We start from the raw sequence: 25,811 nt of genomic DNA on the forward strand, positions 1-25,811 counted from the left end.
CTGGGACGACGATAAGTGGTCCCTAATGTGTGACTTAACTTGTTTTAGAGGCCGGGGTTTGTGTATAATCCCGGCCTCTTTTTTGAGAAATACTATCAACCTCCTTGCTTTTGGTACTCTTTTTTAAGGTCCAAAGGCTACAAACCGTAAGGAGCTACAATGCGTCATTACGAAATCGTATTCATGGTTCACCCGAACCAGAGCGAACAAGTACCAGCAATGGTTGAGCGTTACACTAACGCTATCGAAAGCGCTGAAGGTACAGTTCACCGTCTAGAAGACTGGGGCCGTCGCCAACTGGCTTACCCAATCAACAACGCTCACAAAGCACACTACATTCTTATGAACATCGAATGTGGCCAAGAGACGTTGGATGAGCTGGAAAACATGTTCCGCTACAACGATGCAGTTCTGCGTAACCTGACTATCCGTCGTAAAGAAGCTATCACTGAAGTTTCTCCAATCAAAGCGGCTGAAGCACGCGAAGAGCGTAAGCCTCGTCGTCACGAAGAAGCAGCTAAACCAGCACCTGCAGCTGAAACTGCAGAAAACGCTTCTGAAGAAGCTGCTGAATAATAGAATTTGAGGAGATATTAAGATGGCTCGTTTTTTCCGTCGTCGTAAGTTCTGCCGTTTCACGGCTGAAGGTGTTCAAGAGATCGATTACAAAGATCTGGACACATTGAAAGGTTACATCACTGAAACTGGTAAAATCGTACCAAGCCGTATCACAGGTACTAAAGCTCGTTACCAGCGTCAGCTGGCAACTGCTATTAAGCGCGCTCGTTTCATCGCGCTACTACCTTACACTGACAACCATCAGTGATTAGAAGGCTGGCGTACGAAATAGACGCCAGCTGTGATTACGGTACTGATGGCACTAACATCAGTGGAAATTAAGTACTGGGGTCTTTGAGCCGCAGAACATAACGAGGTTTACGAGATGGAAGTTATCCTACTCGAGAAAATTGGTAAGCTAGGTGCACTGGGCGATAAAGTTTCAGTTAAAGCTGGCTTCGGTCGTAACTACCTGATCCCTCAGGGCAAAGCTGTACCAGCGACAGAAGCAAATGTTGCTAAGTTCGAAGAGCGTCGTGCTGAACTTGAGAAAGCAGCAGCAGATAAGCTGACAGCTGCTCAAGCACGTGGTGAAGCACTGGAAGGCCAAGCAGTAACTATCGCGTCTAAAGCAGGCGACGAAGGTAAGCTGTTCGGTTCTATCGGTACACGTGACATCGCTGAAGCATTCACTGCAGCGGGTCAAGAAGTATGCAAGAGCGAAGTTCGCTTGCCAGAAGGCGCACTGCGTCACACTGGTGAGTTCGAAGTAGCACTGCAACTGCACCCAGAAGTAACAGTTAACGTTACACTAAACGTTGTTGGCGAAGCTTAATAGCCGATTCAACAACTAAAAAAGCACTGCACGGAGCGATCTGTGCGGTGCTTTTTTGTTTTTATAGGTTATGATTTTCCTGCCTGAAAGATGATACGAGAGGATGTGATGGAGTTAGCTGAGTTACATGATCAGGAAGTTGCTGATGTCAAAACCGTACCTCACTCCATTGAGGCGGAGCAGTCGGTCCTAGGGGGGCTGATGCTTGATAACAACGCCTGGGATACTGCCGCTGAAATTCTGATTGAAGATCACTTTTATCGTCACGATCACCGCCTTATCTACCGTGTTATGCAGAAGCTGGTTAACAACCAGAGCCCGCTGGATGTGGTGACACTGTCGGAGGAGCTGGATCGGACCGGTGATTTGGACCGGGCTGGCGGCCTTGATTATCTCGTTGAACTCGCTAAAAACACACCGAGTGCTGCTAATATTCGTGCCTACGCCGAGATTGTTCGTGACCGCGCATTGCTGCGCCAGATGATCTCTGTGGCACATGAGATCTCAGAAAACGCCTTTTATCCAGAAGGGCGTGCATCGGATGAGATTCTCAACGATGCCGAACAGCGTATCTTCCAAATTGCTGAAAACCGTCCGAACCAAGGTGGTCCCGAGTCCGTCAATCCACTGCTGAAGAAAGCGGTCGAGCGCATCGACTTTCTGTTTAACAACAGCAGTGAATTGACCGGTGTAACGACGGGGTTTGATGATCTTGATGACCGCACCGCCGGAATGCAGCCATCTGATCTCATCATCGTGGCGGCGCGTCCCTCGATGGGTAAAACCACCTTTGCGATGAACTTGGTGGAAAATGCACTCATGGCGGATGAAAAACCCGTGTTGGTGTTTAGCCTTGAGATGCCTGCCGATCAGCTAGTTTCGCGGATGCTCTCCTCCCTTGGGCGAATCGATCAAACGAAAGTACGTACCGGTCAGCTCGAAGAGGAGGATTGGCCAAAGCTAACCACTGCGGTGAACATGTTGCGTGATAAGCCGCTCTTTATCGATGATACCTCGGGTATCAGTCCGAATGAGATGCGGACACGTGCCCGCCGGATTGTGCGAGAGCATGGTGAGATCGGGATGATTATGGTCGACTATCTGCAATTGATGCAGATAAAGACAGGTAAGGCGAGTAGCCGTGCCGAGGAAATTTCCGAAATCTCGCGCTCTCTTAAAGCGTTAGCCAAGGAGATGAACTGCCCCGTGGTTGCTCTATCACAGCTTAACCGGAGCTTGGAGAACCGCCCCAATAAGCGCCCGGTAAACTCTGATTTGCGTGAATCAGGTGCGATTGAGCAGGATGCCGACGTTATCATGTTTATCTATCGTGACGAGGTCTATAACGAAGACTCGAGCGATAAAGGCATTGCAGAGATCATTATTGGTAAGCAGCGTAACGGCCCAATTGGTTCGATCAAGCTGGCATTTCTTGGCAAGTACACGCGCTTCGAGGGACTCGCACGTGGCAGCTACGAGTTTGACGAGTAATAGCAAGAGCGAGTTAAGGGCTGCCTAGGTGCAGCCCTTTTGTTTAGGCCTCTTTTTGAATCACAGCCTTGAACTTTTCGGGTACTGGAATGACCTTACGCTCGTCATAGTTGAAGAAGACGATCCCTGTTTTCGCGTGCGCGATCTCTTTTCCCGTCTTTTTGTTGGATAGCAGATAGTAGATATCGCAGCCATACTTGTTGAAGTCGCCCAGTGCGATGTCGATTTGCACAATATCACCATGGAAGCCTTCAGCGAGATAAACGATTGCTGAGTCAGTCATAATGATGCCTGCGCCTTCGACATCCAGCTCGGTATAATGGTAGTAACTTAGATATCGAATGCGCGCCTCATGTACCATTGAAAGGACGGCATCGTTACCAAGGTGCCCACCGTAGTTAACATCACTAATGCGGACGGGAATCTCGGTACTAAATGCGTAATGGTCGGGCATATCGATCTTAATGCGTGCCATAGTAATTCCTTCTTTTTACAGCTGTTTCAGCCATAGTAGCAAACCCCTATTATGATAATGAACCTTTACCAGCGACATATTTTTCCTCGGCTACTGGCCGATGTGTCTAAGCGCTTTACTGAAGATAGACAGCGCTTGGCTGCGCTATTGCAAGGTGATGTGTTGGAGCTGGGGTCGGGTACCGGCGAGAGTTTCTCTTTCTATCCCGCTGCGGTTAAGCGTGTGGTTTCGTTGGAATATGACGATCAGCTGTTGGGTTATCAGCAGCCACAGCGGCTGCCGGCTCATTTGGCGAATGAGTGTCTGCTTTTGCAAGGTGATGGTCACCAGCTACCCTTTAAAGATGCACAGTTTGATCAGGTATTTTGCTGCTTAGTATTGTGCTCTGTTGCCGATCCAGCTCAGGTCTTAGCTGAAGCGTATCGGGTGTTAAAGCCTGGCGGTGCGCTGGTGGTGTTTGAGCATGTTGCCGCTGCCCATCAATTGACCCACCGAGCACAGCGTTGGTTGAATCCGCTTTGGCGTCCACTTGCATGTGGTTGCCAGCTGGAGCGTCAAACCGAGCAGCGTATTCGTGAGGCGGGATTTTGTACCGATAAGCTGAAGCGTTATCGGCATTCAAGCTATCCCGCCTTAGTGGGCACCTTTTTAGAGGGGCTGGCTATTAAGCCTGAGAAGTCCTAGTCAGCCAATGACAAATAGCGCTCCACCACATTAACCATGCTGTGCGCCAAGGTGGCAAGATCCTCAGAGGAGATGACATAAGGCGGCATAATGTATACCAGCTTGCCAAACGGCCGCACCCAAATACCTTCGTCCACAAAAAGGCTCTGGATTGCTGCACTCTGCACGGGACTGTCCAGCTCAATCACACCGATTGCACCCAACACCCGCACATTTGCCACCCCTACGAGCGCACGAGCTGGCGCTAGGCCGCTCTCTAATTGTGTCTCGATACGTTGAATATTACTGCGCCAATCACTGTTGATTAACAGTTCAAGGGAGCGGTTAGCGACAGCGCAAGCTAGCGGGTTACCCATGAACGTTGGTCCATGCATAAAGCAGCCAGCACCGCCTGCTGAGATTGTTTCTGCGATCTGCGTGGTAGTGAGTGTAGCAGCCAGGGTCATATACCCCCCAGTTAACGCTTTGCCGACACACAGTATATCGGGTGTCACCCCAGCGTGATTACACGCGAAAAGCTCGCCGGTGCGACCAAAGCCTGTCGCAATTTCGTCTGCGATTAGCAGGATATCATGCTGCTCGCAGAGCGCCTTAGCAGCGCGTAGGTACTCTGGAGAATAGAAATACATCCCCCCAGCGCCTTGCACAACGGGCTCTAAGATCAGAGCCGCGATGTTGGCATGCTGTTGCTCAATAATAGCTTGCAGTGGGGCGATATCATCGGTCTGCCATGTGTCACCAAAGCGGGTGTTGGGGCGCTCCGCAAACAGGTGTTGCGGGAGTACATGGCTGAATATTTCGTGCATACCGGTCACCGGATCACAGACAGCCATCGCACCAAAGGTATCGCCATGATAACCGTTGCGGATGGTGACCATCTTGTGTTTCTCGGGCTTACCCGCTGCATGCCAGTACTGAATGGCCATCTTCAGTGCCACTTCAACAGCAACGGAGCCTGAGTCGGCGATAAATACTTTGTCGAGCGAGCCGGGCGTCATCTCAACCAGCTTGCGGCTGAGCTCAATAGCGGGCTCATGGGTTAGGCCGCCAAACATCACATGAGACATCTGATCAATTTGGGCATGTGCTGCGGCATTGAGTTCAGGGTGGTTGTAGCCGTGGATAACAGACCACCAAGATGCCATACCGTCGATCAGCTCTCGGCCATCAGCGAGGGTTAGCCGCACGCCCGCTGCCGAGGTGACCGGGTAGACCGGTGGTGGGCTGATCATCGAAGAGTAGGGGTGCCAGATATGTTCGCGATCAAAGCGCAGTTGGTCATCGGTTAGTGCGGTCATGCTTTTGCCCAGAAACAGAAAAGGGCCCCCATTAGAGCCCTTTCTTTAGTATCGCGCAAGCGCGCTAATCGGGTTGAAAAACGTTACCGCTAAGTACCGCGCGTGCTGTTTTAACAAGCAGCAGAATCACAACAGCGCTCACAACCGCGAGCATGATGTAGCTAAGCGCTGAGAACACTGGCGCACCGGTGCGTACATACATGATCTGAGTAGCGATAGTGAAAGCCGCCAGCGGGAACGAGTAGGCCCACCACGACATAAAGAAGCCGATACGGGAGAAGCGAGCAAACTGGGTGATAAGCAGCAGCACCACGAAGGCAGCCGCATAGAAGAGGATGCGCGCGAAGCTGTCGAGCACCTCGTTGTTCAACTTCATATAAGAGATAAATCCAACCGCAGGTGGCGCGATTAAGATAAACAGCGTGGGTAGTAGCTTCTCTGGTAGTGGGTCATGGAAAATCACGCGATTAAAGATCAGTGTTTTCAGCACTAGCCAGTAGATTAATCCGATACTGAAGAAGAACCAAGATACCTCGTAAAAACCGTGCTCGACACCTGCGATAGGTACCAGAATGTTGCCCACAACCGGGATGAACCAAGCGGGTGTGCTGTGTGCAATCTTAAAGTGCGGGTGGTGTATCCAGCGGGTTAACACGTTGAGTGTAAAGATCAGTTGGAGGGAGCTTCCCAAGATCCACAAAAAGCGGGATAGCTCTTGAGAGACCTCTAACGTCGCCACGCTCATTAAGATAATGCCGATGGAAAACGCCGGGAAGAAACTCATTTTGATAGGGTGATTGAACTCGGCAATCACGGCCTGTGGATACTTGAATATTTTAAACAGGTAGCTGATGACAATCGTCACAAACACACAAGCAGAGATGATTAGTAGGCCTTGTGCAATTTCGATGGGCAAGCCGAGAACATGAGCTGACTTTTGCCAAGCAAGTGTGAGCCCCAGTGTGCCCATAACCATCGCAAAGAAAGCGGCAGGAAAGTGCTGTAAACGTGCAGTTTGAGTTGACCCAGTGTCAGTCGAGGTGGTCATACTAGCCTCATGATAATGTATTAATTAGATGTATCTAATATTATATTTTTTCCGTCGGCGCGCCAAGCGCTACATTGAGTCTATCGCGAGAACCTCAATGCAATCCTCACGAATCGACCAGCGGATATTGTAGTGATCATAGCGTAGTCCATACTCTCGTTTTGGGTCGCGCTGATACGCAGGGCGTGGATCGCACCGCAGTACCTCGCACAGCGTGCGCTGCAGCGTTGCATCGTGTTTATCGAGCACGGCCTGCGCTTGTGCCGAGAACACTACGGGCAGTTCCAGCAACTGAACGGGTGTGGCGACGGTTGTATTGGCATCGGTTATAGCATCGGAATAGGGCACATAGGGTTTGATATCGACGATCGGGGTGCCATCAAGGAGATCAGCGCCACTCACAGTGAGTGATACTGTGCCAGCGTGCGTGTTGATCTGGTCGAGCCGGACCACAGACATCCCGATGTTATTCGGCCGAAAAGGCGACCGGGTCGCGAATACGCCCATCTTCTCGTTTCCGCCCAACCGTGGTGGCCTAACCGATGCCTTCCAGCCTTTATCGACACATTCGCTAAATATAAACAGTAGCCAAATATGGCTGTAGTTCTCTAAGCCCTTAACCGCTTCTGGCGTATTAAATGGAGGCAAAAGCTCCACTGTCGCTGTGACTGAAGTAGCAAGCCCCGGTTGGCGTGGAATACCAAACTTCTCTTTAAAAGGGGATTGGATGGTTGCAATCGGTGATATCTGCATGGGCTACCTCGGTTAGAAAAACGCATCGTAAAGGAGCTTGAGCCCCATCATGAAAAGCATGGCGTAGCTCACCCGATAAAACCACATATCGTTAATGCGGTTGTGCAGAGCGGTGCCGATTAGCACACCGATCGGCGCGAGAATAGCGAGCGCTGCTGATGTGGATAAGTTATCCCATGTAAACTGGCCGATTAGCGCGTAAGGGACCACTTTTATCGCGTTGATGGCAGCGAAAAAGATGATGCTGGTGGCAGCGAAGTCCCAACGTGGCAGCTTTAATGGCAGTAGATAGGCGCTTAGCGGTGGGCCGCCAGCATGTACGCTAAAGCTGGTGAATCCAGCCAGCGCTCCCCAAAAGCTGCCGCGCACTCTACTACGGGGCTTCGGCGCTGTGTCGGCGGGCTTTAGCCAGTAGTTGACTGAAAATACGATCGCGATCGTGCCAACCAGTATCCGAATATGGTCGGCCGAAAAATACTGGAACGTTAGAGCACCGAGTGCGATACCCACCGCAGCAGCGGGTAGCAGGGTTGTTAGGCTGTGTAAGTCACCACGGGCGCGAAACTTCCATAGTCCGACGGCATCCATCAAACACAAAATGGGCAGTAAAATGGCCGCCGCCTGTTGCGGTGCGATGACCAAAGCCATCATCGGTACACCTAACATGCCCAGCCCGCCGCCAAACCCACCTTTTGAGATGGCGGTGATCAGCACGGCAGGTACGGCAGCAACGTAGAAAAGAGGATCAGTAATCATGAATGCGTCGAATATTAGGCGCTCGCTGCAACGGCATCGCGGTGTTCAATAGGCGATAGAGTGCTCCAGCTTGACGCAGCTTTTTCCGCTTGCTCAGCCATGCGTCGCAGTTGGCTGAGTACATCCAACAAGGCGGAGCTATCGTGAGCCGAAATCTGGCCGCTTGTTGTTGCGGCAAGGATATCAGCTTTCAGGCCGTGGTATGTATGTTGAATACGTTTCATCTCTTCGCGCGCCGGTTGGCTGCTCTGCTCACTCATCTCATCGACACGGCTTTGTATAAGCAGTAGCGCTGCTGACGATTTCAATTCATCTACTTGGTGTTGCAGCTTCGGTGGGAGCCCTGTTAACTGCTGCTGTTGCTGTGCGAGACGCTCGGCAAGCTTTGCTACCTCACTTAGGTAGCGCCCGATCCGCAAAGAACTGGGTAAGAGCAGGGCGATCTCGGGGTCGAGATTGCGCTGTGCGACTTTTTGGTTGAACTGTACGATGGCATCGACCAGCTCATTTACGCAGGCTAGGTCGGCGGCGATCGTAGGATGTGAACCGCTATTGAGTGCGTCGTGTCCCATCATGGTACTCAGGCGGCTGACGCGCGCTAGTTCGTGGCGCATCGCTTCGATGGCAAGCAGCGGTGTTTCTAGAACGGTATCATCTAGGTACCGTGGCCGTGCGGTATCACTCGATTGTTTGCGAAACATGCGTCCAAGCACCCTCACAAGTCGGTCGGTGAGTGGCCAGATCAGCACAACGCCAAGCAGATTGAACACGGTGTGGAACAGCGCCAGTAGCGTGACTTTATCAAGTACAGAGTTGAGCTGGTTGATTTGCTGCGCAAAGATCGATAACAGCACAAGCCCCACAGCTCCGGTAATCAGATTAAACGCAACGTGGGCGGCTGCAATACGTTTTGCGTTGGCGGTTGCGCCAATAACGGCCAGTAATGCAGTCGACGTTGTGCCAAGGTTAGCACCAATGACCAGTGCAGCGGCAGAGGTGAGGTCGATCGCACCGCTAGCAGAAAGCGATAATGTAATCGCAATGGCCGCGGACGACGATTGCATCAAAAAAGTCAGCACAAACCCCGCTAGCACAAAGAGAAGATAGCTTAATGGCAGCGCGCTGAAACTGGCCAAATCCAAGCTATCTTCAAGGCCTGTGAAGCTGTCTTTGAGAAAGTCTAAACCGACAAAGAAGATACCAAACCCTGCCAGTGCTAAGCCGAGGTGCTTGAGCTTGTCTCGTTGGGCGGCGGTGTATAAACCCATCCCTAATGCGATGAGTGGCAATGCAAATGCGGATATTTTAATTTTGAAGCCGATCAAGGCCACGAGCCAGCCTGTCATGGTGGTGCCGATATTACAGCCGTAGATCACCGCAACGGATTGGCCAAGGCTTAAAAGGCCAGCATTAACAAAACCGATGGTCGCCACGGTGACAGCACTTGAGGATTGCACGAGTGCGGTAATCAAGCTGCCCGATAGCAAGCCTTTCCAACGGCTTTGCGTTGCATAGTTCAATGCAGACTTTAACGAACGTCCGGCGGCTTGCTGTAAACCCTGCGTCATCAGGTGCATCCCCAGCAAAAACAATCCGATACCGCCAGCTACATTGCCGATCGTTGCTATATCCATACCGCCCCCTGTTCGTTCTTTCTAAGAGTAGGAGGCGAGGTGTTGCTTGTCTACTACATCTGGCGTGGCGTTGGTGTGCGTGCAATGACCCACACATCGACCCGCTCGACACCGGTTGATTTCAAATACTCACTGATGGTGTTAGCAGTGGATCCGGTTGTCATCACATCATCAATAAGTGCGATATGGCGTGGCAGGGCACGCTGCAATGAAAAGCTACTGTGTAAGTTAGCGCGACGGGCGCGTGCACTTAGCTTCGCTTGCGAAAAGGTGGGTGTTTGGCGTACCAAACGCTCCGCTAAGAGTGGAATGCCAAGTTGAGTCGATAACTGTTTGGCAATCAATTCTGCTTGATTGAAACCGCGTTTTAGCTGCCTCGCTTGGTGCAATGGTACAGGCACCAGCGCGTCCGGCCAGTTTTGTGGCTGTTCTAACAAGCTGCTCGCTAAACAGCGGGCTAACGTGCGCAGCACATTGGCGCCCGCAAGATGTTTGGCACGCTTTAATAGCTGGTTCACTGGGAAGCGGTACTCAAATGCGGCGTGGCAGTGATCAAAGTGCGGTGGCAGAGCACGGCAATCTTGGCACAGGCTCCGTGGTACGGTGATATCGAGCCCAATCGCACAGCGGTAACAGCTAGGTCCACTCCACGGTAACTCTTGTTGGCAGTGATGGCACACACTATCTGGGCTGTGGCGCTGGCAAATCACGCAAGATTGGTTAAAAATAAACCATCTGTTTTTCTTTTTGCTTTCCATTGGTTGACAGTCCTGTCCTTGGCCATATCATATCCTGATTAGAACAATGACCCTTTTTGACAGAGCTGTAGCTGAACACCGGAGAGCACCATGCACGAGAACGCGAACATTCGCCACGACTGGACAGTAAAAGAGGTACAAGCGCTTTTTGATCTGCCTTTTAACGACTTACTGTTTAAAGCGCACACCGTGCATCGTCAGAACTTCGACCCCAACGAGGTGCAGGTCAGCACGTTGTTGTCTATCAAAACTGGTGCGTGCCCAGAAGACTGCAAATACTGCCCACAAAGTGCGCACTACAGCACAGGTCTTGAGAAAGAGCGCCTGATGGAAGTGGAACGCGTGGTTGAGAAAGCCAAGCAAGCCAAAGCGACTGGCTCGACTCGTTTCTGTATGGGTGCGGCTTGGAAACACCCGCATGAGCGTGATATGCCGTATGTTGTTGATATGGTTCGCCAAGTAAAAGAACTGGGTCTTGAAACCTGTATGACGCTTGGCATGTTAGATCAAGATAAAGCAGACCGCCTTGCGGATGCAGGTCTTGATTACTACAACCATAACCTCGATACCTCCCCTGAGTATTACGACAAAATTATCACCACGCGTAGTTTCCAAGATCGCTTGGATACCCTTCAGCACGTGCGCAACTCCGGTATGAAGATCTGCAGTGGCGGTATCCTTGGGATGGGTGAAACGGCGAATGACCGGATCGGCCTATTGCGCCAGTTAGCCAACATGCCAGTGCAACCAGAAAGCGTGCCTATCAATATGCTGGTAAAAGTTAAAGGGACTCCTTTGGAGAATGCCGAAGATCTAGATCACCTAGATTTTATCCGCACTATCGCAGTAGCGCGTATTATGATGCCAGCATCACATGTGCGTTTATCCGCTGGCCGTGAAAGCATGAGCGATGAGATGCAGGCGATGACCTTCTTTGCTGGAGCCAACTCGATCTTTTATGGTGAGTGCTTACTGACAACACCAAACCCAGAAACTCACCGTGATCTGCTGCTGTTTAAGCGCTTAGGTATCAATATGGAGCAGCGCATCGAAGAGAATGATGCGACCCAAGAAGCGGTGATTCGCGGCCAGATTCAGAAGCAGCAAGACGACGCGCACTTCTACGAAGCTTAACTCGCGCTTGCGTGCAGGTGAACTGATGTCTTTTTCTGATCTAGCCCAAGAGTTGACGTTGCGTAAGCAGCAGTCACTGTATCGTCAACGCAGCGTGCTGGCATCGCCGCAGCAGCCAGAAGTGGTATTGGACGGTAAGCCCTTTTTAGCGTTTTGCTCCAACGACTATCTAGGGCTTGCCAACCACCCTGATGTGGTCGATGCGTTGCAACGAGCGGCCAACGAATTTGGTGTTGGCGGTGGTGCATCTCACCTTGTGAATGGCCATAGCCACCATCACCATGCGCTTGAAGAGGCGCTAGCTGAGTTTACCGGTAGGCCCCGAGTATTGCTATTTTCAACCGGATATATGGCAAATTTGGGTGTGGTGAATGCGCTGTTGGATAAGCGCGATGCCGTATTTCAAGATCGTCTAAATCACGCTTCGCTGCTCGATGCGGGGCTACTTAGTGGCGCACGTTTTCAACGCTATCAACACAACGATGTTGCCCAACTGGCCGCGCGTTTGGCGCGTAGTGATGCCCGCCGCAAGCTGGTCGTGACCGACGGTGTTTTCAGCATGGATGGTGATGTAGCACCCTTGCCAGCGCTATGCCATGCAGCTCAAGAGGCGCAAGCATGGGTGATGGTAGATGATGCCCATGGCTTTGGGTGTTTGGGACAAAGCGGCGGTGGTGTGGCCGAGCACTTTCAACTCACCGAAGAGCAGGTTCCGGTACTCGTGGGAACGCTAGGCAAAGGTTTTGGCACGGCAGGTGCGTTTGTCGCTGGCAGTGAAGTACTGATCGAGACGCTCATCCAGTTTGCACGTACCTATATCTACACCACCAGTATGCCGCCTGCGGTTGCTGCGGCTACCTGTAAAAGTTTGGAGCTGCTGCAAAAAGAGAGCTGGCGCCGGGAGCATTTGAATGCGCTGATTGAGCGCTTTCGTGCAGGTGCGCAGCAGCTAGGTTTTACCTTGATGGACTCACAAACGCCGATTCAGCCCATTGTCGTGGGAGATGCCGATAAGGCCTTGAAGATGAGCGAGCAACTGAAAGCGCAAGGTATCTATATCAGTGCGATCCGGCCACCCACGGTGCCTGCTGGGAGTGCGCGATTGCGAGTCACCTTGAGTGCCGCGCACACCGAGGCACAGGTTGACCGTTTACTAGCGGCGTTGGAGTCGGTGCGATGAGTGAGTTGTATCAGGAGTTTCACGTCGGTCAGGGCACGCAGCATATAGTGCTGCTGCATGGCTGGGGTATGAACGCCAGTGTTTGGCATCCTGTCGTTGATGCGCTGCTGCCGCTCGGTAGCGTCACACTGGTCGACCTTCCGGGGCTTGGGCGGTCTGCGGATCTGGCTGTGCCAGAGTCGATTGCTGCCATGGCTAACAGGGTTGAGCCTTTGGTACCCAAAGGTGCCTTAATCGTTGGTTGGTCTCTGGGTGGTCTTGTCGCTACTGAGCTAGCGCGCCGCGCTACTGTGCAGGCTCAAGCGCTGATGCTGGTCGCGTCGAACCCCTGTTTTGTTGAACGTGCCGATTGGCCGGGTATGCGTGCGGTGATCTATCAGCAGTTCAAAACAGCGATCAGCGCCTATCCCGATAAAACGCTGAAGCGCTTCTGCTTGTTACAGCTGCAAGGTGAGGCTCAGAGTAAATCACTGCTGCGCACATTGCAGCAGGTGATCGAACAAAATACTGCGCCGCAACTGGCTGCTACGTTGCAGTTGCTTGAGGAGGATGGCCGTCAGGCGCTTGATGATGTTCAAGTGCCAGTGTTGCATCTATTAGGAGGTGAGGATCAACTGGTGCCTGCTGCACTGGCAGAGCATTATGCCGAGCGCTGGCCAGAGCACCAAGCACAGCGTGTAGAGGGTGCTGGCCATGTCCCGTTTTTGTCTCAACCTGAGGCGTTTTATAACGCCGTACGCGCTCTAATGAGCCCGCAAGGGGACACATCATGCAGCTAGCCATTGATAAAAAGCGTATAGCAGACTCTTTCAGTCGCGCAGCAGCCACCTATGACAGCGTTGCAGGGTTACAGCGTGATGTGGCACTGGCGTTGCTCGATAGTGTCCAGCCCTACCAGAGTGCTGAGCCGCGCTGTGTGATAGATCTTGGCTGTGGTACCGGTTTTGTGTCAGGGCAGTTGCATCAGCGCATTGATGCTCAGCAACATATAGCGATCGATCTTGCTCACGGAATGTTGCAACAGGCTAGAATACAGCTCCCGAGTGATATTCAGCTCTGTGGAGGTGATGCAGAAGCGCTGCCGTTGTGCAGCGGTGCCGTTGATCAACTCTATACCAGCTTGGCGATTCAGTGGTGTGAGTCACCGCAACGGGTGTTTGCTGAAATTAGCCGTGTGCTTGCGCCAGGCGGTATTGCAGCCGTTGCAACGCTGGGGCCCAACACTCTGCACGAGCTTAAACAGGCTTGGGCTCAGGTGGATAACTATCAACATGTGAATCACTTTGTTGATTTGGATACACTGACAGCGCAGCTTCCCAGCGGTTTAACGCCGTTACTGGTCAAGCAAGAGAATCGCACGCTACGTTACGCTCAGTTACGGGAGTTAACAACCGAGCTAAAGCAGTTGGGTGCGCACAATATGAACGCGGGTGAGGCGAAGGGCTTAACCGGTCCTCAGCGTGTAAAACAGTTTCGAGCGGCGTATGAGGCGTTGCGAGCTGATGATGGCAAGCTGCCAGCCACCTACCAAGTTTACTATCTAATTCTGAGAAAAGAGCATCATGGCTAAACAGCGTTTCTTTGTAGCAGGTACCGATACTGATGTGGGTAAAACGCGTGTCTCCGCAGCGCTGCTTGCACTAGCTAAGCAGCAAGGTCTGCGCTCGCTCGGCCTTAAACCGGTTGCAGCAGGTTGCCACATCGAAGAGGGAGAGCTGCGCAATGAAGACGCCCTGACCTTGATGGAGCATTCCAGTGTTTCGATCAGCTATGCCGAGGTAAACCCGATCGCGTTTGAGCCTCCGATTGCCCCCCATATTGCCGCAGCACAACAAGAGCGCCAGCTCAGTGCCGATCGCATTGTCGCCTTCAGCCGCGGTGCAATGATGAACCCAGCTGACTTTGTTATTGTTGAAGGCGCTGGTGGGTGGCGTGTGCCGCTCAACCATCGTGAAACTTTAGCGGAGGTTCCCAAGCAGCTCTCGTTGCCGGTTATTTTGGTGGTAGGCATGAAGCTTGGTTGCTTGAGTCATGCGTTACTGACAGTGGAGGCGATACAGCGTGATGGCTTGGCGCTTGCCGGTTGGGTGGCTAACTCGATTGATCCCGATATGAGCTGCCCGGATGAGAACTTAGCTACACTGCAGCGCATGATCCCTGCGCCTTGTTTGGGGGTGGTGCCGTGGCTTGAAGCGCTTACCATCGAACAGGTTGCTGAGCACCTATCGTTAGCTCCGTTGATCAACGATCACTGAAGAAATTTTAGTGGCTAAAAATTGAACAGCAATCTTTCTCTGGTCTATACTTGGAGTACGGAAATCTATCAACTAAGGCTCTAGGTGAAACCATGAATATTACAGGTGCGTTGTACTCAGGTGCTTACAGCACCAACCGTGTCGCAGATAACACACCCAAAGTGGCGGGCGACAATAACGGTACAGGTAAACCGGAAGTAGCAGAGATCGCTTCGGGTCGGCCTATCGATAATGCGGTCCAACAAACAACTGTGGACCCAAATGCGCAAGCGCCAACAACGAAGGTTGTCTCGGATGCCAGCGAAGTGCTTGGCACCAATATCGACGTGCGGGCGTAAGCGCGTAACCTTCCCCACCGTTTAGTGGCCGAGCTATGATCAATCAGCTCTCATCACAGCTTCCCCGCTCTGCAGGGCAAGAGTTAGGACTGACTAGCTCGGGGAGCGCTCGTCCTGACAGCGAGCGTGCGACAACTGCAACCACCTCGGTAGCGTCTACGAACGCGCCAGTTGGGCAAGAGCGCAGCGGTGATGTCACAACAGCCGACCAGAGAGTAGCGGGTAGCGAAGCTACCACGAATCTAGCTTCTGAGCGTGCTCAAGAGCAGGCTGAGCTTGTCCAAGTACGAGAGCTCGCCCAGCGCGACCGTGAGGTAAAAGCCCACGAAAGAGCGCACGCTGCGATTGGTGGCGAACATACCTCTGCGCCCAGTTACACCTATCAAAAAGGCCCCGATGGGCGTTTATATGCGGTCGATGGTGAGGTCCGAATTGATACATCGCCGGTCGCAAATGATCCCCAAGCCACGTTGGAAAAAGCAGAAACGATCATGCGAGCGGCGCTATCAGTGTCGGAACCATCCGATGCTGACCGGCGGGTAGCTGCTGAAGCTAGATCTATGGCTGCCGAGGCGCGAGCCGAGATCGCTAAAGCGAACCAAGAGGCGGAGCTTGCGCGTGCAGAAGAGGCGACCCAAGCGCGTGAGGATGAGCAAAGCTCCACCGACCAAACGGAGCAAGCGAAAGAGAATACTCAGCAGTCAGATCAGCTGCGTCAAGAGAATAAGCGCCGTACTCAGGAGTCCCTTGAGGCGTTTAATGAGCGTTTAAACGCGATCAACGAGACGATGCGCCAAGTCAATCAGCGCCTTATTGATGCGGGCGTTGCCGAAAAGTTGTTCCCTGAAGGGTCGGTTATCGATAGGAATGTATAGCGCTTGAGCAAGCGCGCCGATATTGATTCGGTGTTTGCTTGAAACGCTTTTTAAACGCCTTACCAAAATGGCTTTGATCAGAGAAGCCAAACCCTGCTGCCAAATCACTCAATGACACATCTTCTTGGCGTATTGCCTGATATGCCGCCTGCAAACGCCGCTCGGTAATGTAGTGGTGGGGCGTCTGTGCAAAGCTTTGTTTGAACATGCGTGCGAAATGATAAGGGCTCAGCTGCACTTGCGCCGCAAGCTGCTCGATGGTTAGCGCACTGCCTAAATTCGCTTCGATATAATCGATTAAAAACCGCTGGGTTGCGGGAGCCAAACCACCCTTTACAGCAGGGAGCTTTTTAGCACCTCCATATTCACTGAGTAGGTGCAAAATGAGCATGTTCCCTGCTTGTGAGAGGGCTGTTTGTTGGCTCTGTTCGTGCCAAGGGATATTGAGAAGTATCTGCTGGCAAAAGGTCATGATCCAGCTGTTATCAACCCATGTCAGATCGGGTAAGCCGCCGCTAAAGCTGCTGTCGTGAACTTGCTCGGCCAGCTCGTCGATTTTGGCATCGTTGAAGTAGAGGTGGACAAAGCTCAGATGGCCCTCTATCTCCCAATCAGATTGATGATCGGCAGGCATCAAGCAGATCTTGCCGGGTGCTCCACCGGTTAAGCGTTGCCGCCCTGAGCGGCGTACAGTATCGAAGCCTCCTTCGATATAGCAACTCAAGGTGTGGTGGCCGGGCGCCTGATAGCTGGTGTGGTCATGGTGGTTACTCCAGATCGCCAAGCCATAGTTATCCCCCAGCTGCTGATGCTTGTGCAACTGGGCATTGGATTCCGCTAAGCGTTTGTAGACTAGGAGCTGATCGATACCGTTCATGGTTGTGTTCTGTACGTGACTCCGTCTCATAATATGAAAGTTGTCGCTAAAAAACTCTATCAAGTGACAAAAAAGCGCAAGTTTTTACCAAAGCCGCATCTTTTTGCCAGCTCTGTGTTATCCGCATTGGAATAATAGCTGCATTGGCAAAATGCGAGGTTGTTATGGTCAATGTGCTGTTGTATGTCGTTGTTGTGTTGGTTTGGGGCTCTACGTGGCTAGCGATAAAGCTGCAAGTAGGGGATGTGCCGGTGGAGTTATCGATACTTTATCGCTTCGTGCTGGCGGGCATGATTATGTTCGCGATGTTGCTCATCAGTCGCCGATTGCAGGTGCTGACGAGGCGCCAACATGTACTTTGCTTTGTGCAAGGAAGTTGTTTGTTCTGCTTCAACTTCTATGCGTTTTACACCGCAACCGGTTTTGTGACGAGCGGCTTGGTGTCGGTGATCTTCTCGTTGGCAACGGTCTTTAACGCATTTAATAGCTGGTTATGGTTTAAACAGCGGCCATCGGCGGTGGTCTTGCTCGGTGCTGTGATCGGTGCTTTAGGTGTGGCGCTGCTGTTTCTGCCCGAAATATCCACAGGCGGCAGTATGATGCTGGTTGGTGTGGCGTGGTGTTTGCTGGGTGTCGCGTTTTTTTCTTGTGGCAATATGCTATCCAAGATGTTGCAAGCGCAGCAGATACGCCCGGCTTCGTCTAATGCATGGGCGATGTTTTATGGTGTTTTATTGTTGCTGATGCTGGTTGAATTCAATGATGTCACCTATCAGTTGACCGATGACTGGATATATTGGGCTGCCTTACTATATCTGGCTGTTCCGGGAACCGTTATCGGATTTACCGTGTATTTAATGCTGGTGGGCCGCATAGGCTCTGAGAAAGCAGCCTATGCAACAGTGCTATTCCCCGTGGTGGCGCTGTCGCTTTCAACCTTTTATGAGGGATACCAGTGGTCGCTTGAGGCGTTTGCCGGGTTGGGTTTGGTGCTGTTAGGTAATGCTGTGATCTTTACGCCGCCAGCGGTATGGCATTCACTTAGCCGCTGGCAGTTAAGGCGCGTCTAAGCGCTCAGGAATGTTTGCACTATCTTGCTGAAAAGTGCCGGCTTCTCGGCATGAGGCCAGTGGCCTGCGCCTTGGATTAGTTTATAGGTGGCCTGTGGAAATAGGCTCAGAATGGTGTCGCGGTGCTCCGGCAGCAAATAGTTGGAGTTAGCACCTTTGATAAAGAGCGTGGGTTGGTCAAAAGGGGTGCCTGTAGGCGCTTGGCTAATGTGCTGATATTGGTGCTCGAGTGCATCAAGGTTCATGCGCCAAGCAAAGCGCTTTTCCGCATTGCGGTAGAGGTTCTTCAATAAAAATGCGCGCACACTGAGCTCAGGGACGTATGCCTGCAGCTGCTGATCAGCGCTACCACGCGAGGTGAGCTGTTTGGTATCAACGGCGCGAAGCCCTTTGAAAACATCCACATGGTGATGCTCGTATTCAACGGGTGCAATATCCACAACGATTAAGCGTTTTACACGCTCTGGGCAATTAAGTACCAACTGCATCGCTGCTTTACCGCCCATTGAATGGCCCATTAAATTGACCGTATCGAGCCCTAAGTGGTCGAGCAGTTCGATCACATCATCAGCCATCAAGGGGTAGGTCATCTCGCTATCGTGAGGACTACGACCATGATTACGCATATCAACCGCGATCACGGTGAATTGCTCAGCTAGCGTTTTGATTTGTGCGCCCCAGTTTTCGAGCGTACCGAAAAGCCCGTGCAGAATAACGAGCGGCTCACCTTGGCCTTGGATGGAGTAGTGCAGTTGCATAGTGTGGATCTGTTGGCTCAAAAGAAAGAAACGGCCTGCCAGTTGAAACTCTGCAGGCCGCTGCGTTTTATACGATGTCGAGCAGCTCTACATCAAACACCAGTGTGGCATACGGAGGAATTCCGCCTGGTGAGCCTTGTGCACCGTACGCCAGCTGGTACGGAATCGTTAGGCGCCATTTTGCACCTGGGTTCATCAGTTGCAGGGCCTCTGTCCAGCCTGCAATAACGCCACCGACTGGGAACTCAGCCGGTTCGCCGCGGTTGTAAGAGCTATCGAAGACATTACCGTCTGTGAATGTGCCATGGTAGTGAACACGAACGGTTGAGTCAGCGCTTGGTTTTGCAGCACTGCTATCACCCGCTTCCACAACTTCGTATTGTAGTCCTGAATCCAAAACCACAACGCCATCTTTTTTCGCGTTTTCAGCAAGGTAAGCTTCACCCGCTGCTGCAGCTTCTTTTGCTGCGGCTTCGCGTGCCTCTTGGATGCGGCGGTTGATTTCGTTAAATGCTGTTTGGATATCAGCTACCGGTACCGCTAACTCTTTGCCTTCGTAAGAGTCTTTTAGGCCCTGAGCAACAGCATCAAGGTCGATACCCTCAAAACCGTTTTGTGCCAATTGGTCGCCCATTTGACGGCCAATACCGTAACTTGCGTGCTGTTCTAGCGTTGTGTACTTCTGTTCAGACATGTCTTTCACCTTGTAAATTGAGCCGCAAGGCTAGCATATTTTCCCTGTAGATGCGCGGTGTACGCTAGTTCTCGACCGACTCGACACGGGCCGTTACAGTCCCTCGGTTTAGCGTTGCGCTGATCTGATCGCCGCTGTGTAATTGGGCAGCGTCTGTGACCACTTCTCCTTGTGCGTTTTTGACAATAGCGTAGCCCCGTTCGAGTGTTGCGAGTGGGCTGATGCTGTTCAGGCGTGCCGCCAGGTTGGCGAGCTGGTAGTGGTGCTGCTCTTGTTTCGCTCGCATGCCGCGCTGTAGCCGTTGATCCAATGCGGTGAGCTGGGCTTGGGCCATGGTTAGCCTAGCTTTAGGCGTGATTAAGCGCCCTTGTGTTCTATCTACACGGCTGCGCGCCGCGAGTAAACGGTGCTCCATACTACGTTTTAAGCGCGATTCTAAGCTGGTGAGATGTCGGCGTTGCTCCCGCAGGCGCTCGCCTGGATGGCGCAGCCGTCGTTTTAACTGCAAGATCCGCTCGCGCTGCTGCTGTAACTGCTGGCGCAGGAGACGTTTCAATGCCATCTCATGGCGGTCAAGCTGCATTCGTAACGCGTCTTGATCGGGGCTGATCAGCTCAGCTGCTGCTGAAGGTGTGGGTGCGCGCACGTCTGCAACCCAGTCAGAGATGGAGAAGTCCACCTCGTGCCCCACAGCGCTAATGATAGGGAGTTGGCAGTTAAAAATATCGCGTGCCAGTGCTTCATCATTGAATGCCCACAGATCTTCCAGTGAGCCGCCGCCGCGCCCGATAATCAACAAGTCTGCCACAGCGTGCTGCTGCGCTTGGCGCAATGCTCTGCGCAGTTGTGCCGGAGCATCTTCTCCTTGTACTGCTGCGGGGTAGATTGTGACAGGCAGCCCCGGATAACGGCGCTTTAGCACCGAGAGAATATCGTGAATGGCTGCGCCGCTGGGTGATGTAATGACACCAAGATGTGCAGGCAGCGTGGGTATAGCCTGTTTGTGATGCGCATCGAATAAGCCTTCCTGAGAAAGTTGCGCTTTTAATCGCTCGAAGGCTTGTTGCAGTTGGCCAACGCCATCTTTTTCGAGCATGCGCCCGATGAGCTGGAAGTCCCCGCGTCCTTCATAGAGGCTGACGTTGGCACTTAACACCACTTGGTCTCCCTCTTTGGGGGTGAAGCCGACCCGCTGATTGGCGTTGCGGAACATAGCACAGCGTACTTGGGCTTTGTGGTCTTTTAGCGTGAAGTACCAGTGGCCTGAGCTTGGTCGCGCGAAATTCGATATCTCGCCGCTAACACGAATTTCGATAAAGGATGCTTCGAGTAAATTTTTGACCTGACGGTTAAGTTCACTCACCGAGAGCGCATGGTGTTTGGAAACTGATAAATTTTGCATAACCGCCATACTATCTAAACTCGATTCGGATGGGCAGTAGCTATAGAAAATAGGGGGCTTTGCGGCGTAAACGCATTGTTAGACTAAAGCGTCATCTGTATAATGGGGTGTTTAATTTTTCCACCAATCACGGGCTATTAAACAATGTTGCGAATCGCTGAAGAAGCATTGACTTTCGACGACGTGTTGCTGGTTCCAGGCTATTCAGAAGTGCTTCCAAAAGAGGTGTCTCTGCAGACCCGCCTGACGAAAGGCATCCAACTTAACATCCCTCTCGTGTCTGCCGCAATGGACACCGTTACCGAGTCGCGCCTTGCTATCGCGATGGCTCAGGAAGGTGGCATCGGTATCGTACACAAAAACCTGACGGTCGAAGAGCAAGCTGAAGAGGTTCGTAAAGTTAAAAAATACGAAGCTGGCGTTGTGAGCGATCCTATCACCTGTTCTTCAGATATGACGGTGGGTGAGCTTCGTGCAATGGCTGCACAGCTAGGCTTCTCGGGCTTCCCGGTTATCGATAACGGCGAGTTGGTCGGTATTGTCACTAGCCGTGATATGCGTTTTGAAAACTACCTAGATGCGTCTGTTGAATCGATCATGACGCCGAAAGAGCGCCTCGTTACGGTGGAAGAGGGCGTAGATAAAGACAAGGTACGTAACCTGCTACGCAAGCACCGCATTGAAAAGATCTTAGTGGTGGATGCTGACTTCAAATTGAAGGGCATGATGACCGTAAAAGATATGTACAAGGCGGAAGCATTCCCTAACGCGGCTAAAGACTCTCAAGGTCGCTTGATTGTTGGTGCGGCGGTAGGTACCGGCCCAGAGACACCAGAGCGCGTTAAAGCGCTGGTTGAAGCGGGTGTTGATGTCATTATCGTTGATACCGCTCACGGCCATTCTAAAGGTGTTATCGATCGCGTTGCATGGGTTAAGCAAAACTTCCCTGAGGTGCAGGTCATTGGCGGTAATATCGCAACAGCAGAAGCGGCTATCGCGCTAGCTGATGCAGGCGCTGATGGTGTTAAGGTAGGTATTGGCCCAGGTTCAATCTGCACAACGCGTATCGTTTCTGGTATCGGCGTACCGCAGATCTCGGCAGTGGCAAATGTCGCGGCTGCACTGAAAGACCGTGGTGTTCCTTTGATTGCTGATGGCGGTATCCGCTTCTCTGGCGATATTGCTAAAGCGATTGTCGCAGGTGCATCTGCCGTTATGGTGGGTTCAATGCTGGCAGGTACAGATGAAGCACCGGGGGAGGTTGAGCTGTTCCAAGGCCGAGCTTACAAGTCATACCGCGGTATGGGCTCGATTGGTGCAATGGCGCAAAGCTCTGGTTCATCAGATCGTTATTTCCAAGACGCAACAGCGGGTGCTGAGAAGCTCGTACCGGAAGGTATTGAAGGCCGTGTTGCATGTAAAGGCCCGATGGTTGGTGTTGTTCATCAGCTGATGGGTGGTGTACGTGCCTCTATGGGTTATACGGGTAGCGCAGATATTGAAACAATGCGCACTAAGCCTGAGTTCGTACGTATCACCAATGCCGGCATGAGTGAAAGCCATGTCCACGATGTGAGCATTACGAAAGAAGCGCCGAACTATCGTGTAGGCTAATTTGATTAACTCTGGAAAGAGGGGTGGATGTTGTTCCACCCCCTTTTTTTTTTGCGGCGACACTAAGGTCGCAAGAGTAAAGAGACCAAAAGGTTATGACCAAAGATATCCACGCTCAACGAATCCTGATTCTCGACTTCGGTTCCCAGTACACGCAGCTTATTGCGCGTCGTGTTCGTGAAATCGGTGTTTACTGTGAAATCCATGCTTGGGATATGGAAGAAGCAGACATTCGTGAATTCAACCCTAAAGGAATCATCCTAGCTGGTGGTCCTGAATCAGTTACTGAAGGCGACTCGCCACGTGCGCCAGAAGTCGTGTTTGATATGGGTGTGCCGGTTCTCGGCATTTGCTACGGCATGCAAACCATGGCTGCACAGATGGGTGGCAAGGTTGAAACATCCGAGAAGCGCGAATTTGGTTACGCCAAAGTACGTTTGGCAAGTAGCCCAAGCCGTTTGCTAGAAGGTATCGAAGATCACATCGCTAACAATGGCGCATTGTTACTTGATGTTTGGATGAGCCATGGCGATAAGGTCACTGAACTGCCTGAGGGCTTCAGTATCATCGCATCGACCGAGTCTGCACCTATCGCAGCCATGTGTAATCCAGAGAAACACTTCTACGGCATTCAGTTCCATGCAGAAGTGACCCACACTAAACAGGGTGGTCGAATCCTAGAGCGCTTTGTGTTGGAGATCTGCCAAACAGAAGCGTTATGGAACCCTGCGAACATCATTGCTGATCAGGTCGAAAAAGTCCGCGCTCAGGTGGGTAACCAGAAAGTTCTGTTGGGCCTGTCCGGTGGCGTTGATTCATCTGTTGTGGCGGCTTTGCTGCATAAAGCGATTGGTGATCAGCTAACCTGTGTCTTTGTTGATAATGGCTTATTGCGTAAAAACGAAGGCGATCAGGTAATGGACATGTTCGCTAAGAACATGGGTGTACGTGTGATCCGCGCGGATGCTGAAGATCTGTTCCTAGGCCGTCTGGCAGGTGAAAACGATCCTGAGACCAAGCGTAAGATTATCGGTAATACATTCATCGAAGTGTTCGATGATGAAGCTGCGAAGCTGAAAGATGTGCCGTTTTTGGCGCAGGGTACTATCTACCCAGATGTCATCGAGTCTGCGGCCGCTAAAACTGGCAAAGCGCACGTTATCAAGTCGCACCACAATGTGGGTGGCCTGCCAGAAGATATGAAGATGGATCTGGTGGAGCCGCTGCGCGAACTCTTCAAAGATGAAGTGCGTAAGATCGGCCTAGAGCTAGGCTTGCCGTACGATATGGTTTACCGCCACCCATTCCCAGGACCAGGCTTGGGCGTTCGTATTCTTGGTGAAGTGAAAAAAGAGTATGCGGATATTTTGCGTGAAGCGGATGCTATCTTCCTAGAAGAGCTACACAACGCAGACTGGTATCACAAAACTAGCCAATCTTTCGCTGTGTTCCTGCCGGTTAAGTCGGTAGGTGTTGTTGGTGATGGCCGCCGTTATGAGTATGTTATCGCGCTGCGTGCAGTTGAGACTATCGACTTTATGACAGCTCGTTGGGCTCACTTGCCCTATGAGCTGCTGGAGACAGTATCTAGCCGTATCATCAATGAGATTCCGCACGTGTCACGTGTGACATACGATGTGAGCTCTAAGCCACCGGCAACGATTGAGTGGGAATAATCACCCCTTAATTTGTGAATAAAGTATCCAAGCCCGCTCCTGTAGCGGGCTTTTTTGTGTCCTGAATTTATAAATGGTGTTGCACCAGAGCAAAAAGTGCACGCTTATCGAGTTCCGTTCTAACGCTAGTCGAGATCTATTGGTTTCAGATCTATAAATATGAAATGTTATAATATAACATTAAAGTGTTTTTATGCCTTGTCTCAGTTTGCTTTTCATTGAGTGATCGTTGCTGCTCCGACATGGCAAGCTGTTTTAACTGCGTGGAGGTTCTCAAGGCAATGCCAGCAACATTAATTAAAAATGCCCGTGTGGTGAACGAAGGTGATGTACTAGAGCGAGATGTACGGATTGTTGGTCAGCGCATCGAGCAGGTGGCAGCATCAATTACCGCTCGATCCGATGATGACGTGGTGGAAGCGGGTGGGGCTTTTCTGCTGCCAGGTATGATTGATGATCAGGTGCACTTCCGAGAGCCCGGCTTAACGCACAAAGGATCAATTGCGAGTGAATCGCGCGCCGCTGTTGCCGGAGGAATCACCAGCTATATGGAGATGCCCAATGTAAACCCGTCGACAACAACGGTGGACGCATTGGAGCATAAATATGGCATCGCCAAGCGTCACTCGGTAGCAAACTATGCTTTCTATCTTGGTGCAACCGAAGATAACCTTGAAGAGATTAAACGCCTTGATCCGCGGCGTTGCTGCGGTGTGAAAGTCTTTATGGGAGCGTCAACCGGCAGTTTGTTGGTGGAGCAGCCGCAAGCGCTCGAAGCGATCTTTCGTGACTCGCCTGTCTTGATCGTTACCCACTGTGAGAGTGGCCCGGTGATCAGCCAAAATCGTACTCAGCTTTTACGTAATAAGCCCGAGCTAACCATCCATGATCACCCTGTTCTCCGAGATGCTGAGGCCTGTTTTGCATCCTCCTCTTATGCGGTGTCACTGGCGAAACAGTACGCTAGCCAACTGCATGTTTTGCATATCACCACGGCCAAAGAGCTAGCGCTGTTTGCCGCTGGCCCTGTTGCTGGCAAGCAGATTACCGCCGAAGCGTGTGTTCACCACCTTTGGTTTTGCGATGAGGACTACAGGGCTCTGGGTAACTTGATTAAATGTAACCCAGCGATCAAAACCGCATCTGATCGCGAAGCGCTGATCAAAGCACTGCATAGCGGCCAGATCGACATTATTGCTACCGACCATGCTCCACATACCTTGGCAGAGAAGCAGGTTGCTTATGATCAAGCGCCAGCGGGTTTGCCGCTGGTTCAGCACGCATTGCCGAGCTTGCTTGATCAGGTTGCTAAAGGGCGTTTATCAATCACTCAGGTGGTTGAAAAAGTCTCCCACAATCCAGCTATTCGCTACGGTGTTGACGAACGTGGCTATATCCGTGAAGGCTATTTTGCGGATCTTGTATTGGCAGATTTTAGCGAGCGTACTCCGGTAACCGATGCCAACAGCCTCTATCACTGTGGTTGGTCACCTTTTGCGGGCGTGGAGTTTGCTGCGCGTATCAAGCGCACTTGGGTTAATGGGGTGCAGGCTTATCGTGATACGGAAGGTGCCGTTCAACAGAACCTTGGGCAGGCACTGAGTTTTTCGCGCTAGCTCACCTGAGCTGCGCCATATAATGACAATGA

Annotated in this window: 27 protein-coding genes; 16 read left to right on the forward strand and 11 right to left on the reverse strand. The window is 51.8% G+C overall.

All coding sequences use genetic code 11. The features are described from left to right. Nucleotides 1–159: 159 nt before the first annotated feature. The 4 genes from rpsF (at nt 160) to dnaB (ending at nt 2,884) form a co-directional block, all read left to right on the forward strand. Nucleotides 160–576 carry a 30S ribosomal protein S6 gene (gene rpsF, locus EOE65_RS12000; protein ID WP_127694555.1) on the forward strand — a complete coding sequence of 139 codons (417 nt, stop codon included), beginning with the start codon at nt 160–162 and terminating at the stop codon, nt 574–576. A 22-nt stretch (nt 577–598) separates the two neighbouring features. Then, nucleotides 599–826 carry a 30S ribosomal protein S18 gene (gene rpsR, locus EOE65_RS12005; RefSeq protein ID WP_127694556.1) on the forward strand — a complete coding sequence of 76 codons (228 nt, stop codon included), beginning with the start codon at nt 599–601 and terminating at the stop codon, nt 824–826. 117 nt (nt 827–943) lie between these two features. Then, on the forward strand, nt 944–1,393 hold the full coding sequence (gene rplI / locus EOE65_RS12010; RefSeq protein ID WP_127694557.1) for a 50S ribosomal protein L9: 450 nt from the start codon (nt 944–946) through the stop codon (nt 1,391–1,393). Between the two features lie 108 nt (nt 1,394–1,501). Further along, nucleotides 1,502–2,884, forward strand: coding sequence for a replicative DNA helicase (dnaB, locus tag EOE65_RS12015; RefSeq protein ID WP_127694697.1), 1,383 nt, complete (start codon nt 1,502–1,504; stop codon nt 2,882–2,884). 43 nt (nt 2,885–2,927) lie between these two features. Here dnaB and EOE65_RS12020 read toward each other — a convergent pair whose 3' ends face one another. After that, nucleotides 2,928–3,359 carry an acyl-CoA thioesterase gene (locus EOE65_RS12020; protein ID WP_127694558.1) on the reverse strand — a complete coding sequence of 144 codons (432 nt, stop codon included), beginning with the start codon at nt 3,357–3,359 and terminating at the stop codon, nt 2,928–2,930. Between the two features lie 51 nt (nt 3,360–3,410). Between EOE65_RS12020 and EOE65_RS12025 the strand changes: the two genes are divergently transcribed. Then, a complete protein-coding gene (locus tag EOE65_RS12025) occupies nt 3,411–4,043 on the forward strand; it encodes a class I SAM-dependent methyltransferase (protein ID WP_127694559.1) in 633 nt (210 codons plus the stop codon). Here the strand turns inward: EOE65_RS12025 and bioA are convergent. The 6 genes from bioA to EOE65_RS12055 form a co-directional block, all read right to left on the reverse strand. Next, a complete protein-coding gene (bioA, locus tag EOE65_RS12030; protein WP_127694560.1) occupies nt 4,040–5,341 on the reverse strand; it encodes an adenosylmethionine--8-amino-7-oxononanoate transaminase in 1,302 nt (433 codons plus the stop codon). The genes EOE65_RS12025 and bioA overlap by 4 nt on opposite strands. Nucleotides 5,342–5,405: 64 nt before the next feature. Continuing rightward, complete coding sequence (locus tag EOE65_RS12035; RefSeq protein ID WP_127694561.1) at nt 5,406–6,389, reverse strand: SLAC1 anion channel family protein; 984 nt, start codon at nt 6,387–6,389, stop codon at nt 5,406–5,408. 69 nt (nt 6,390–6,458) lie between these two features. Further along, complete coding sequence (gene tsaA / locus EOE65_RS12040; RefSeq protein ID WP_127694562.1) at nt 6,459–7,142, reverse strand: tRNA (N6-threonylcarbamoyladenosine(37)-N6)-methyltransferase TrmO; 684 nt, start codon at nt 7,140–7,142, stop codon at nt 6,459–6,461. Nucleotides 7,143–7,154: 12 nt separating this feature from the next. Next, nucleotides 7,155–7,898, reverse strand: coding sequence for a sulfite exporter TauE/SafE family protein (locus EOE65_RS12045; RefSeq protein ID WP_127694563.1), 744 nt, complete (start codon nt 7,896–7,898; stop codon nt 7,155–7,157). A gap of 14 nt (nt 7,899–7,912) precedes the next feature. Next, nucleotides 7,913–9,532 (reverse strand): Na/Pi cotransporter family protein, encoded by a 1,620-nt coding sequence (locus EOE65_RS12050; protein WP_127694564.1) that lies wholly within the window; start codon nt 9,530–9,532, stop codon nt 7,913–7,915. Nucleotides 9,533–9,585: 53 nt separating this feature from the next. Further along, a complete protein-coding gene (locus EOE65_RS12055) occupies nt 9,586–10,290 on the reverse strand; it encodes a ComF family protein (RefSeq protein ID WP_127694565.1) in 705 nt (234 codons plus the stop codon). Between the two features lie 90 nt (nt 10,291–10,380). Here EOE65_RS12055 and bioB point away from each other — a divergent pair, with 90 nt between their 5' ends. The 7 genes from bioB (at nt 10,381) to EOE65_RS12090 (ending at nt 16,072) form a co-directional block, all read left to right on the forward strand. Further along, complete coding sequence (bioB, locus tag EOE65_RS12060; RefSeq protein WP_127694566.1) at nt 10,381–11,424, forward strand: biotin synthase BioB; 1,044 nt, start codon at nt 10,381–10,383, stop codon at nt 11,422–11,424. Between the two features lie 25 nt (nt 11,425–11,449). After that, nucleotides 11,450–12,604 carry an 8-amino-7-oxononanoate synthase gene (gene bioF / locus EOE65_RS12065; RefSeq protein ID WP_127694567.1) on the forward strand — a complete coding sequence of 385 codons (1,155 nt, stop codon included), beginning with the start codon at nt 11,450–11,452 and terminating at the stop codon, nt 12,602–12,604. Beyond that, complete coding sequence (bioH, locus tag EOE65_RS12070) at nt 12,601–13,383, forward strand: pimeloyl-ACP methyl ester esterase BioH (RefSeq protein ID WP_127694568.1); 783 nt, start codon at nt 12,601–12,603, stop codon at nt 13,381–13,383. Before bioF ends, bioH begins: the two co-directional genes overlap by 4 nt. Beyond that, the gene (gene bioC, locus EOE65_RS12075) at nt 13,374–14,174 is read left to right on the forward strand and encodes a malonyl-ACP O-methyltransferase BioC (RefSeq protein ID WP_127694569.1); all 801 of its coding nucleotides are present in this window, start codon (nt 13,374–13,376) and stop codon (nt 14,172–14,174) included. The genes bioH and bioC overlap by 10 nt, the downstream gene beginning before the upstream one ends. Continuing rightward, nucleotides 14,167–14,859 (forward strand): dethiobiotin synthase, encoded by a 693-nt coding sequence (gene bioD, locus EOE65_RS12080; protein WP_127694570.1) that lies wholly within the window; start codon nt 14,167–14,169, stop codon nt 14,857–14,859. Before bioC ends, bioD begins: the two co-directional genes overlap by 8 nt. 92 nt (nt 14,860–14,951) lie before the next feature. Next, the gene (locus EOE65_RS12085) at nt 14,952–15,197 is read left to right on the forward strand and encodes a hypothetical protein (RefSeq protein WP_127694571.1); all 246 of its coding nucleotides are present in this window, start codon (nt 14,952–14,954) and stop codon (nt 15,195–15,197) included. Nucleotides 15,198–15,232: 35 nt separating this feature from the next. Next, a complete protein-coding gene (locus EOE65_RS12090; protein ID WP_127694572.1) occupies nt 15,233–16,072 on the forward strand; it encodes a putative metalloprotease CJM1_0395 family protein in 840 nt (279 codons plus the stop codon). Here the strand turns inward: EOE65_RS12090 and EOE65_RS12095 are convergent. Beyond that, nucleotides 16,053–16,949: a helix-turn-helix domain-containing protein gene (locus EOE65_RS12095; RefSeq protein WP_164847100.1), complete on the reverse strand. Its 897-nt coding sequence runs from the start codon at nt 16,947–16,949 to the stop codon at nt 16,053–16,055. The two genes, EOE65_RS12090 and EOE65_RS12095, sit on opposite strands and share 20 nt — an antisense overlap. 164 nt (nt 16,950–17,113) lie before the next feature. Here EOE65_RS12095 and EOE65_RS12100 point away from each other — a divergent pair, with 164 nt between their 5' ends. After that, nucleotides 17,114–18,019, forward strand: coding sequence for a DMT family transporter (locus EOE65_RS12100; RefSeq protein WP_127694574.1), 906 nt, complete (start codon nt 17,114–17,116; stop codon nt 18,017–18,019). On the opposite strand, the gene EOE65_RS12105 is transcribed toward EOE65_RS12100, so the two are convergent. The 3 genes from EOE65_RS12105 to xseA form a co-directional block, all read right to left on the reverse strand. Beyond that, nucleotides 18,016–18,777 (reverse strand): alpha/beta fold hydrolase, encoded by a 762-nt coding sequence (locus tag EOE65_RS12105; RefSeq protein WP_127694575.1) that lies wholly within the window; start codon nt 18,775–18,777, stop codon nt 18,016–18,018. The two genes, EOE65_RS12100 and EOE65_RS12105, sit on opposite strands and share 4 nt — an antisense overlap. A gap of 67 nt (nt 18,778–18,844) precedes the next feature. Beyond that, entirely contained in the window at nt 18,845–19,471 is a 627-nt protein-coding gene (locus EOE65_RS12110) for a BamJ family beta-barrel-assembly machinery protein (RefSeq protein WP_127694576.1), read from the reverse strand. Between the two features lie 64 nt (nt 19,472–19,535). Next, the gene (gene xseA / locus EOE65_RS12115; RefSeq protein WP_206052678.1) at nt 19,536–20,873 is read right to left on the reverse strand and encodes an exodeoxyribonuclease VII large subunit; all 1,338 of its coding nucleotides are present in this window, start codon (nt 20,871–20,873) and stop codon (nt 19,536–19,538) included. A gap of 144 nt (nt 20,874–21,017) precedes the next feature. Between xseA and guaB the strand changes: the two genes are divergently transcribed. The 3 genes from guaB (at nt 21,018) to EOE65_RS12130 (ending at nt 25,779) form a co-directional block, all read left to right on the forward strand. Then, nucleotides 21,018–22,487 carry an IMP dehydrogenase gene (gene guaB, locus EOE65_RS12120; protein ID WP_127694578.1) on the forward strand — a complete coding sequence of 490 codons (1,470 nt, stop codon included), beginning with the start codon at nt 21,018–21,020 and terminating at the stop codon, nt 22,485–22,487. Nucleotides 22,488–22,582: 95 nt separating this feature from the next. Beyond that, the gene (gene guaA / locus EOE65_RS12125; RefSeq protein WP_127694579.1) at nt 22,583–24,163 is read left to right on the forward strand and encodes a glutamine-hydrolyzing GMP synthase; all 1,581 of its coding nucleotides are present in this window, start codon (nt 22,583–22,585) and stop codon (nt 24,161–24,163) included. Between the two features lie 281 nt (nt 24,164–24,444). After that, a complete protein-coding gene (locus tag EOE65_RS12130; protein WP_127694580.1) occupies nt 24,445–25,779 on the forward strand; it encodes a dihydroorotase in 1,335 nt (444 codons plus the stop codon). Nucleotides 25,780–25,811 lie beyond the last annotated feature (32 nt).

The sequence above is a fragment of the Neptunomonas marina genome (genome assembly GCF_004005935.1).
Classification (GTDB): Bacteria; Pseudomonadota; Gammaproteobacteria; order Pseudomonadales; family Balneatricaceae; genus Neptunomonas; species Neptunomonas marina.

What these genes read in the sequence shown, in the direction of transcription:
- rpsF (WP_127694555.1), top strand. Translation starts at nt 160, where the DNA reads ATGCGTCATTACGAAATCGTATTCATGGTTCACCCGAACCAGAGCGAA.
- rpsR (WP_127694556.1), top strand. Translation starts at nt 599, where the DNA reads ATGGCTCGTTTTTTCCGTCGTCGTAAGTTCTGCCGTTTCACGGCTGAA.
- rplI (WP_127694557.1), top strand. Translation starts at nt 944, where the DNA reads ATGGAAGTTATCCTACTCGAGAAAATTGGTAAGCTAGGTGCACTGGGC.
- dnaB (WP_127694697.1), top strand. Translation starts at nt 1,502, where the DNA reads ATGGAGTTAGCTGAGTTACATGATCAGGAAGTTGCTGATGTCAAAACC.
- EOE65_RS12020 (WP_127694558.1), bottom strand. Translation starts at nt 3,359, where the DNA reads ATGGCACGCATTAAGATCGATATGCCCGACCATTACGCATTTAGTACC.
- EOE65_RS12025 (WP_127694559.1), top strand. Translation starts at nt 3,411, where the DNA reads ATGATAATGAACCTTTACCAGCGACATATTTTTCCTCGGCTACTGGCC.
- bioA (WP_127694560.1), bottom strand. Translation starts at nt 5,341, where the DNA reads ATGACCGCACTAACCGATGACCAACTGCGCTTTGATCGCGAACATATC.
- EOE65_RS12035 (WP_127694561.1), bottom strand. Translation starts at nt 6,389, where the DNA reads ATGACCACCTCGACTGACACTGGGTCAACTCAAACTGCACGTTTACAG.
- tsaA (WP_127694562.1), bottom strand. Translation starts at nt 7,142, where the DNA reads ATGCAGATATCACCGATTGCAACCATCCAATCCCCTTTTAAAGAGAAG.
- EOE65_RS12045 (WP_127694563.1), bottom strand. Translation starts at nt 7,898, where the DNA reads ATGATTACTGATCCTCTTTTCTACGTTGCTGCCGTACCTGCCGTGCTG.
- EOE65_RS12050 (WP_127694564.1), bottom strand. Translation starts at nt 9,532, where the DNA reads ATGGATATAGCAACGATCGGCAATGTAGCTGGCGGTATCGGATTGTTT.
- EOE65_RS12055 (WP_127694565.1), bottom strand. Translation starts at nt 10,290, where the DNA reads ATGGAAAGCAAAAAGAAAAACAGATGGTTTATTTTTAACCAATCTTGC.
- bioB (WP_127694566.1), top strand. Translation starts at nt 10,381, where the DNA reads ATGCACGAGAACGCGAACATTCGCCACGACTGGACAGTAAAAGAGGTA.
- bioF (WP_127694567.1), top strand. Translation starts at nt 11,450, where the DNA reads ATGTCTTTTTCTGATCTAGCCCAAGAGTTGACGTTGCGTAAGCAGCAG.
- bioH (WP_127694568.1), top strand. Translation starts at nt 12,601, where the DNA reads ATGAGTGAGTTGTATCAGGAGTTTCACGTCGGTCAGGGCACGCAGCAT.
- bioC (WP_127694569.1), top strand. Translation starts at nt 13,374, where the DNA reads ATGCAGCTAGCCATTGATAAAAAGCGTATAGCAGACTCTTTCAGTCGC.
- bioD (WP_127694570.1), top strand. Translation starts at nt 14,167, where the DNA reads ATGGCTAAACAGCGTTTCTTTGTAGCAGGTACCGATACTGATGTGGGT.
- EOE65_RS12085 (WP_127694571.1), top strand. Translation starts at nt 14,952, where the DNA reads ATGAATATTACAGGTGCGTTGTACTCAGGTGCTTACAGCACCAACCGT.
- EOE65_RS12090 (WP_127694572.1), top strand. Translation starts at nt 15,233, where the DNA reads ATGATCAATCAGCTCTCATCACAGCTTCCCCGCTCTGCAGGGCAAGAG.
- EOE65_RS12095 (WP_164847100.1), bottom strand. Translation starts at nt 16,949, where the DNA reads ATGAACGGTATCGATCAGCTCCTAGTCTACAAACGCTTAGCGGAATCC.
- EOE65_RS12100 (WP_127694574.1), top strand. Translation starts at nt 17,114, where the DNA reads ATGGTCAATGTGCTGTTGTATGTCGTTGTTGTGTTGGTTTGGGGCTCT.
- EOE65_RS12105 (WP_127694575.1), bottom strand. Translation starts at nt 18,777, where the DNA reads ATGCAACTGCACTACTCCATCCAAGGCCAAGGTGAGCCGCTCGTTATT.
- EOE65_RS12110 (WP_127694576.1), bottom strand. Translation starts at nt 19,471, where the DNA reads ATGTCTGAACAGAAGTACACAACGCTAGAACAGCACGCAAGTTACGGT.
- xseA (WP_206052678.1), bottom strand. Translation starts at nt 20,873, where the DNA reads ATGCAAAATTTATCAGTTTCCAAACACCATGCGCTCTCGGTGAGTGAA.
- guaB (WP_127694578.1), top strand. Translation starts at nt 21,018, where the DNA reads ATGTTGCGAATCGCTGAAGAAGCATTGACTTTCGACGACGTGTTGCTG.
- guaA (WP_127694579.1), top strand. Translation starts at nt 22,583, where the DNA reads ATGACCAAAGATATCCACGCTCAACGAATCCTGATTCTCGACTTCGGT.
- EOE65_RS12130 (WP_127694580.1), top strand. Translation starts at nt 24,445, where the DNA reads ATGCCAGCAACATTAATTAAAAATGCCCGTGTGGTGAACGAAGGTGAT.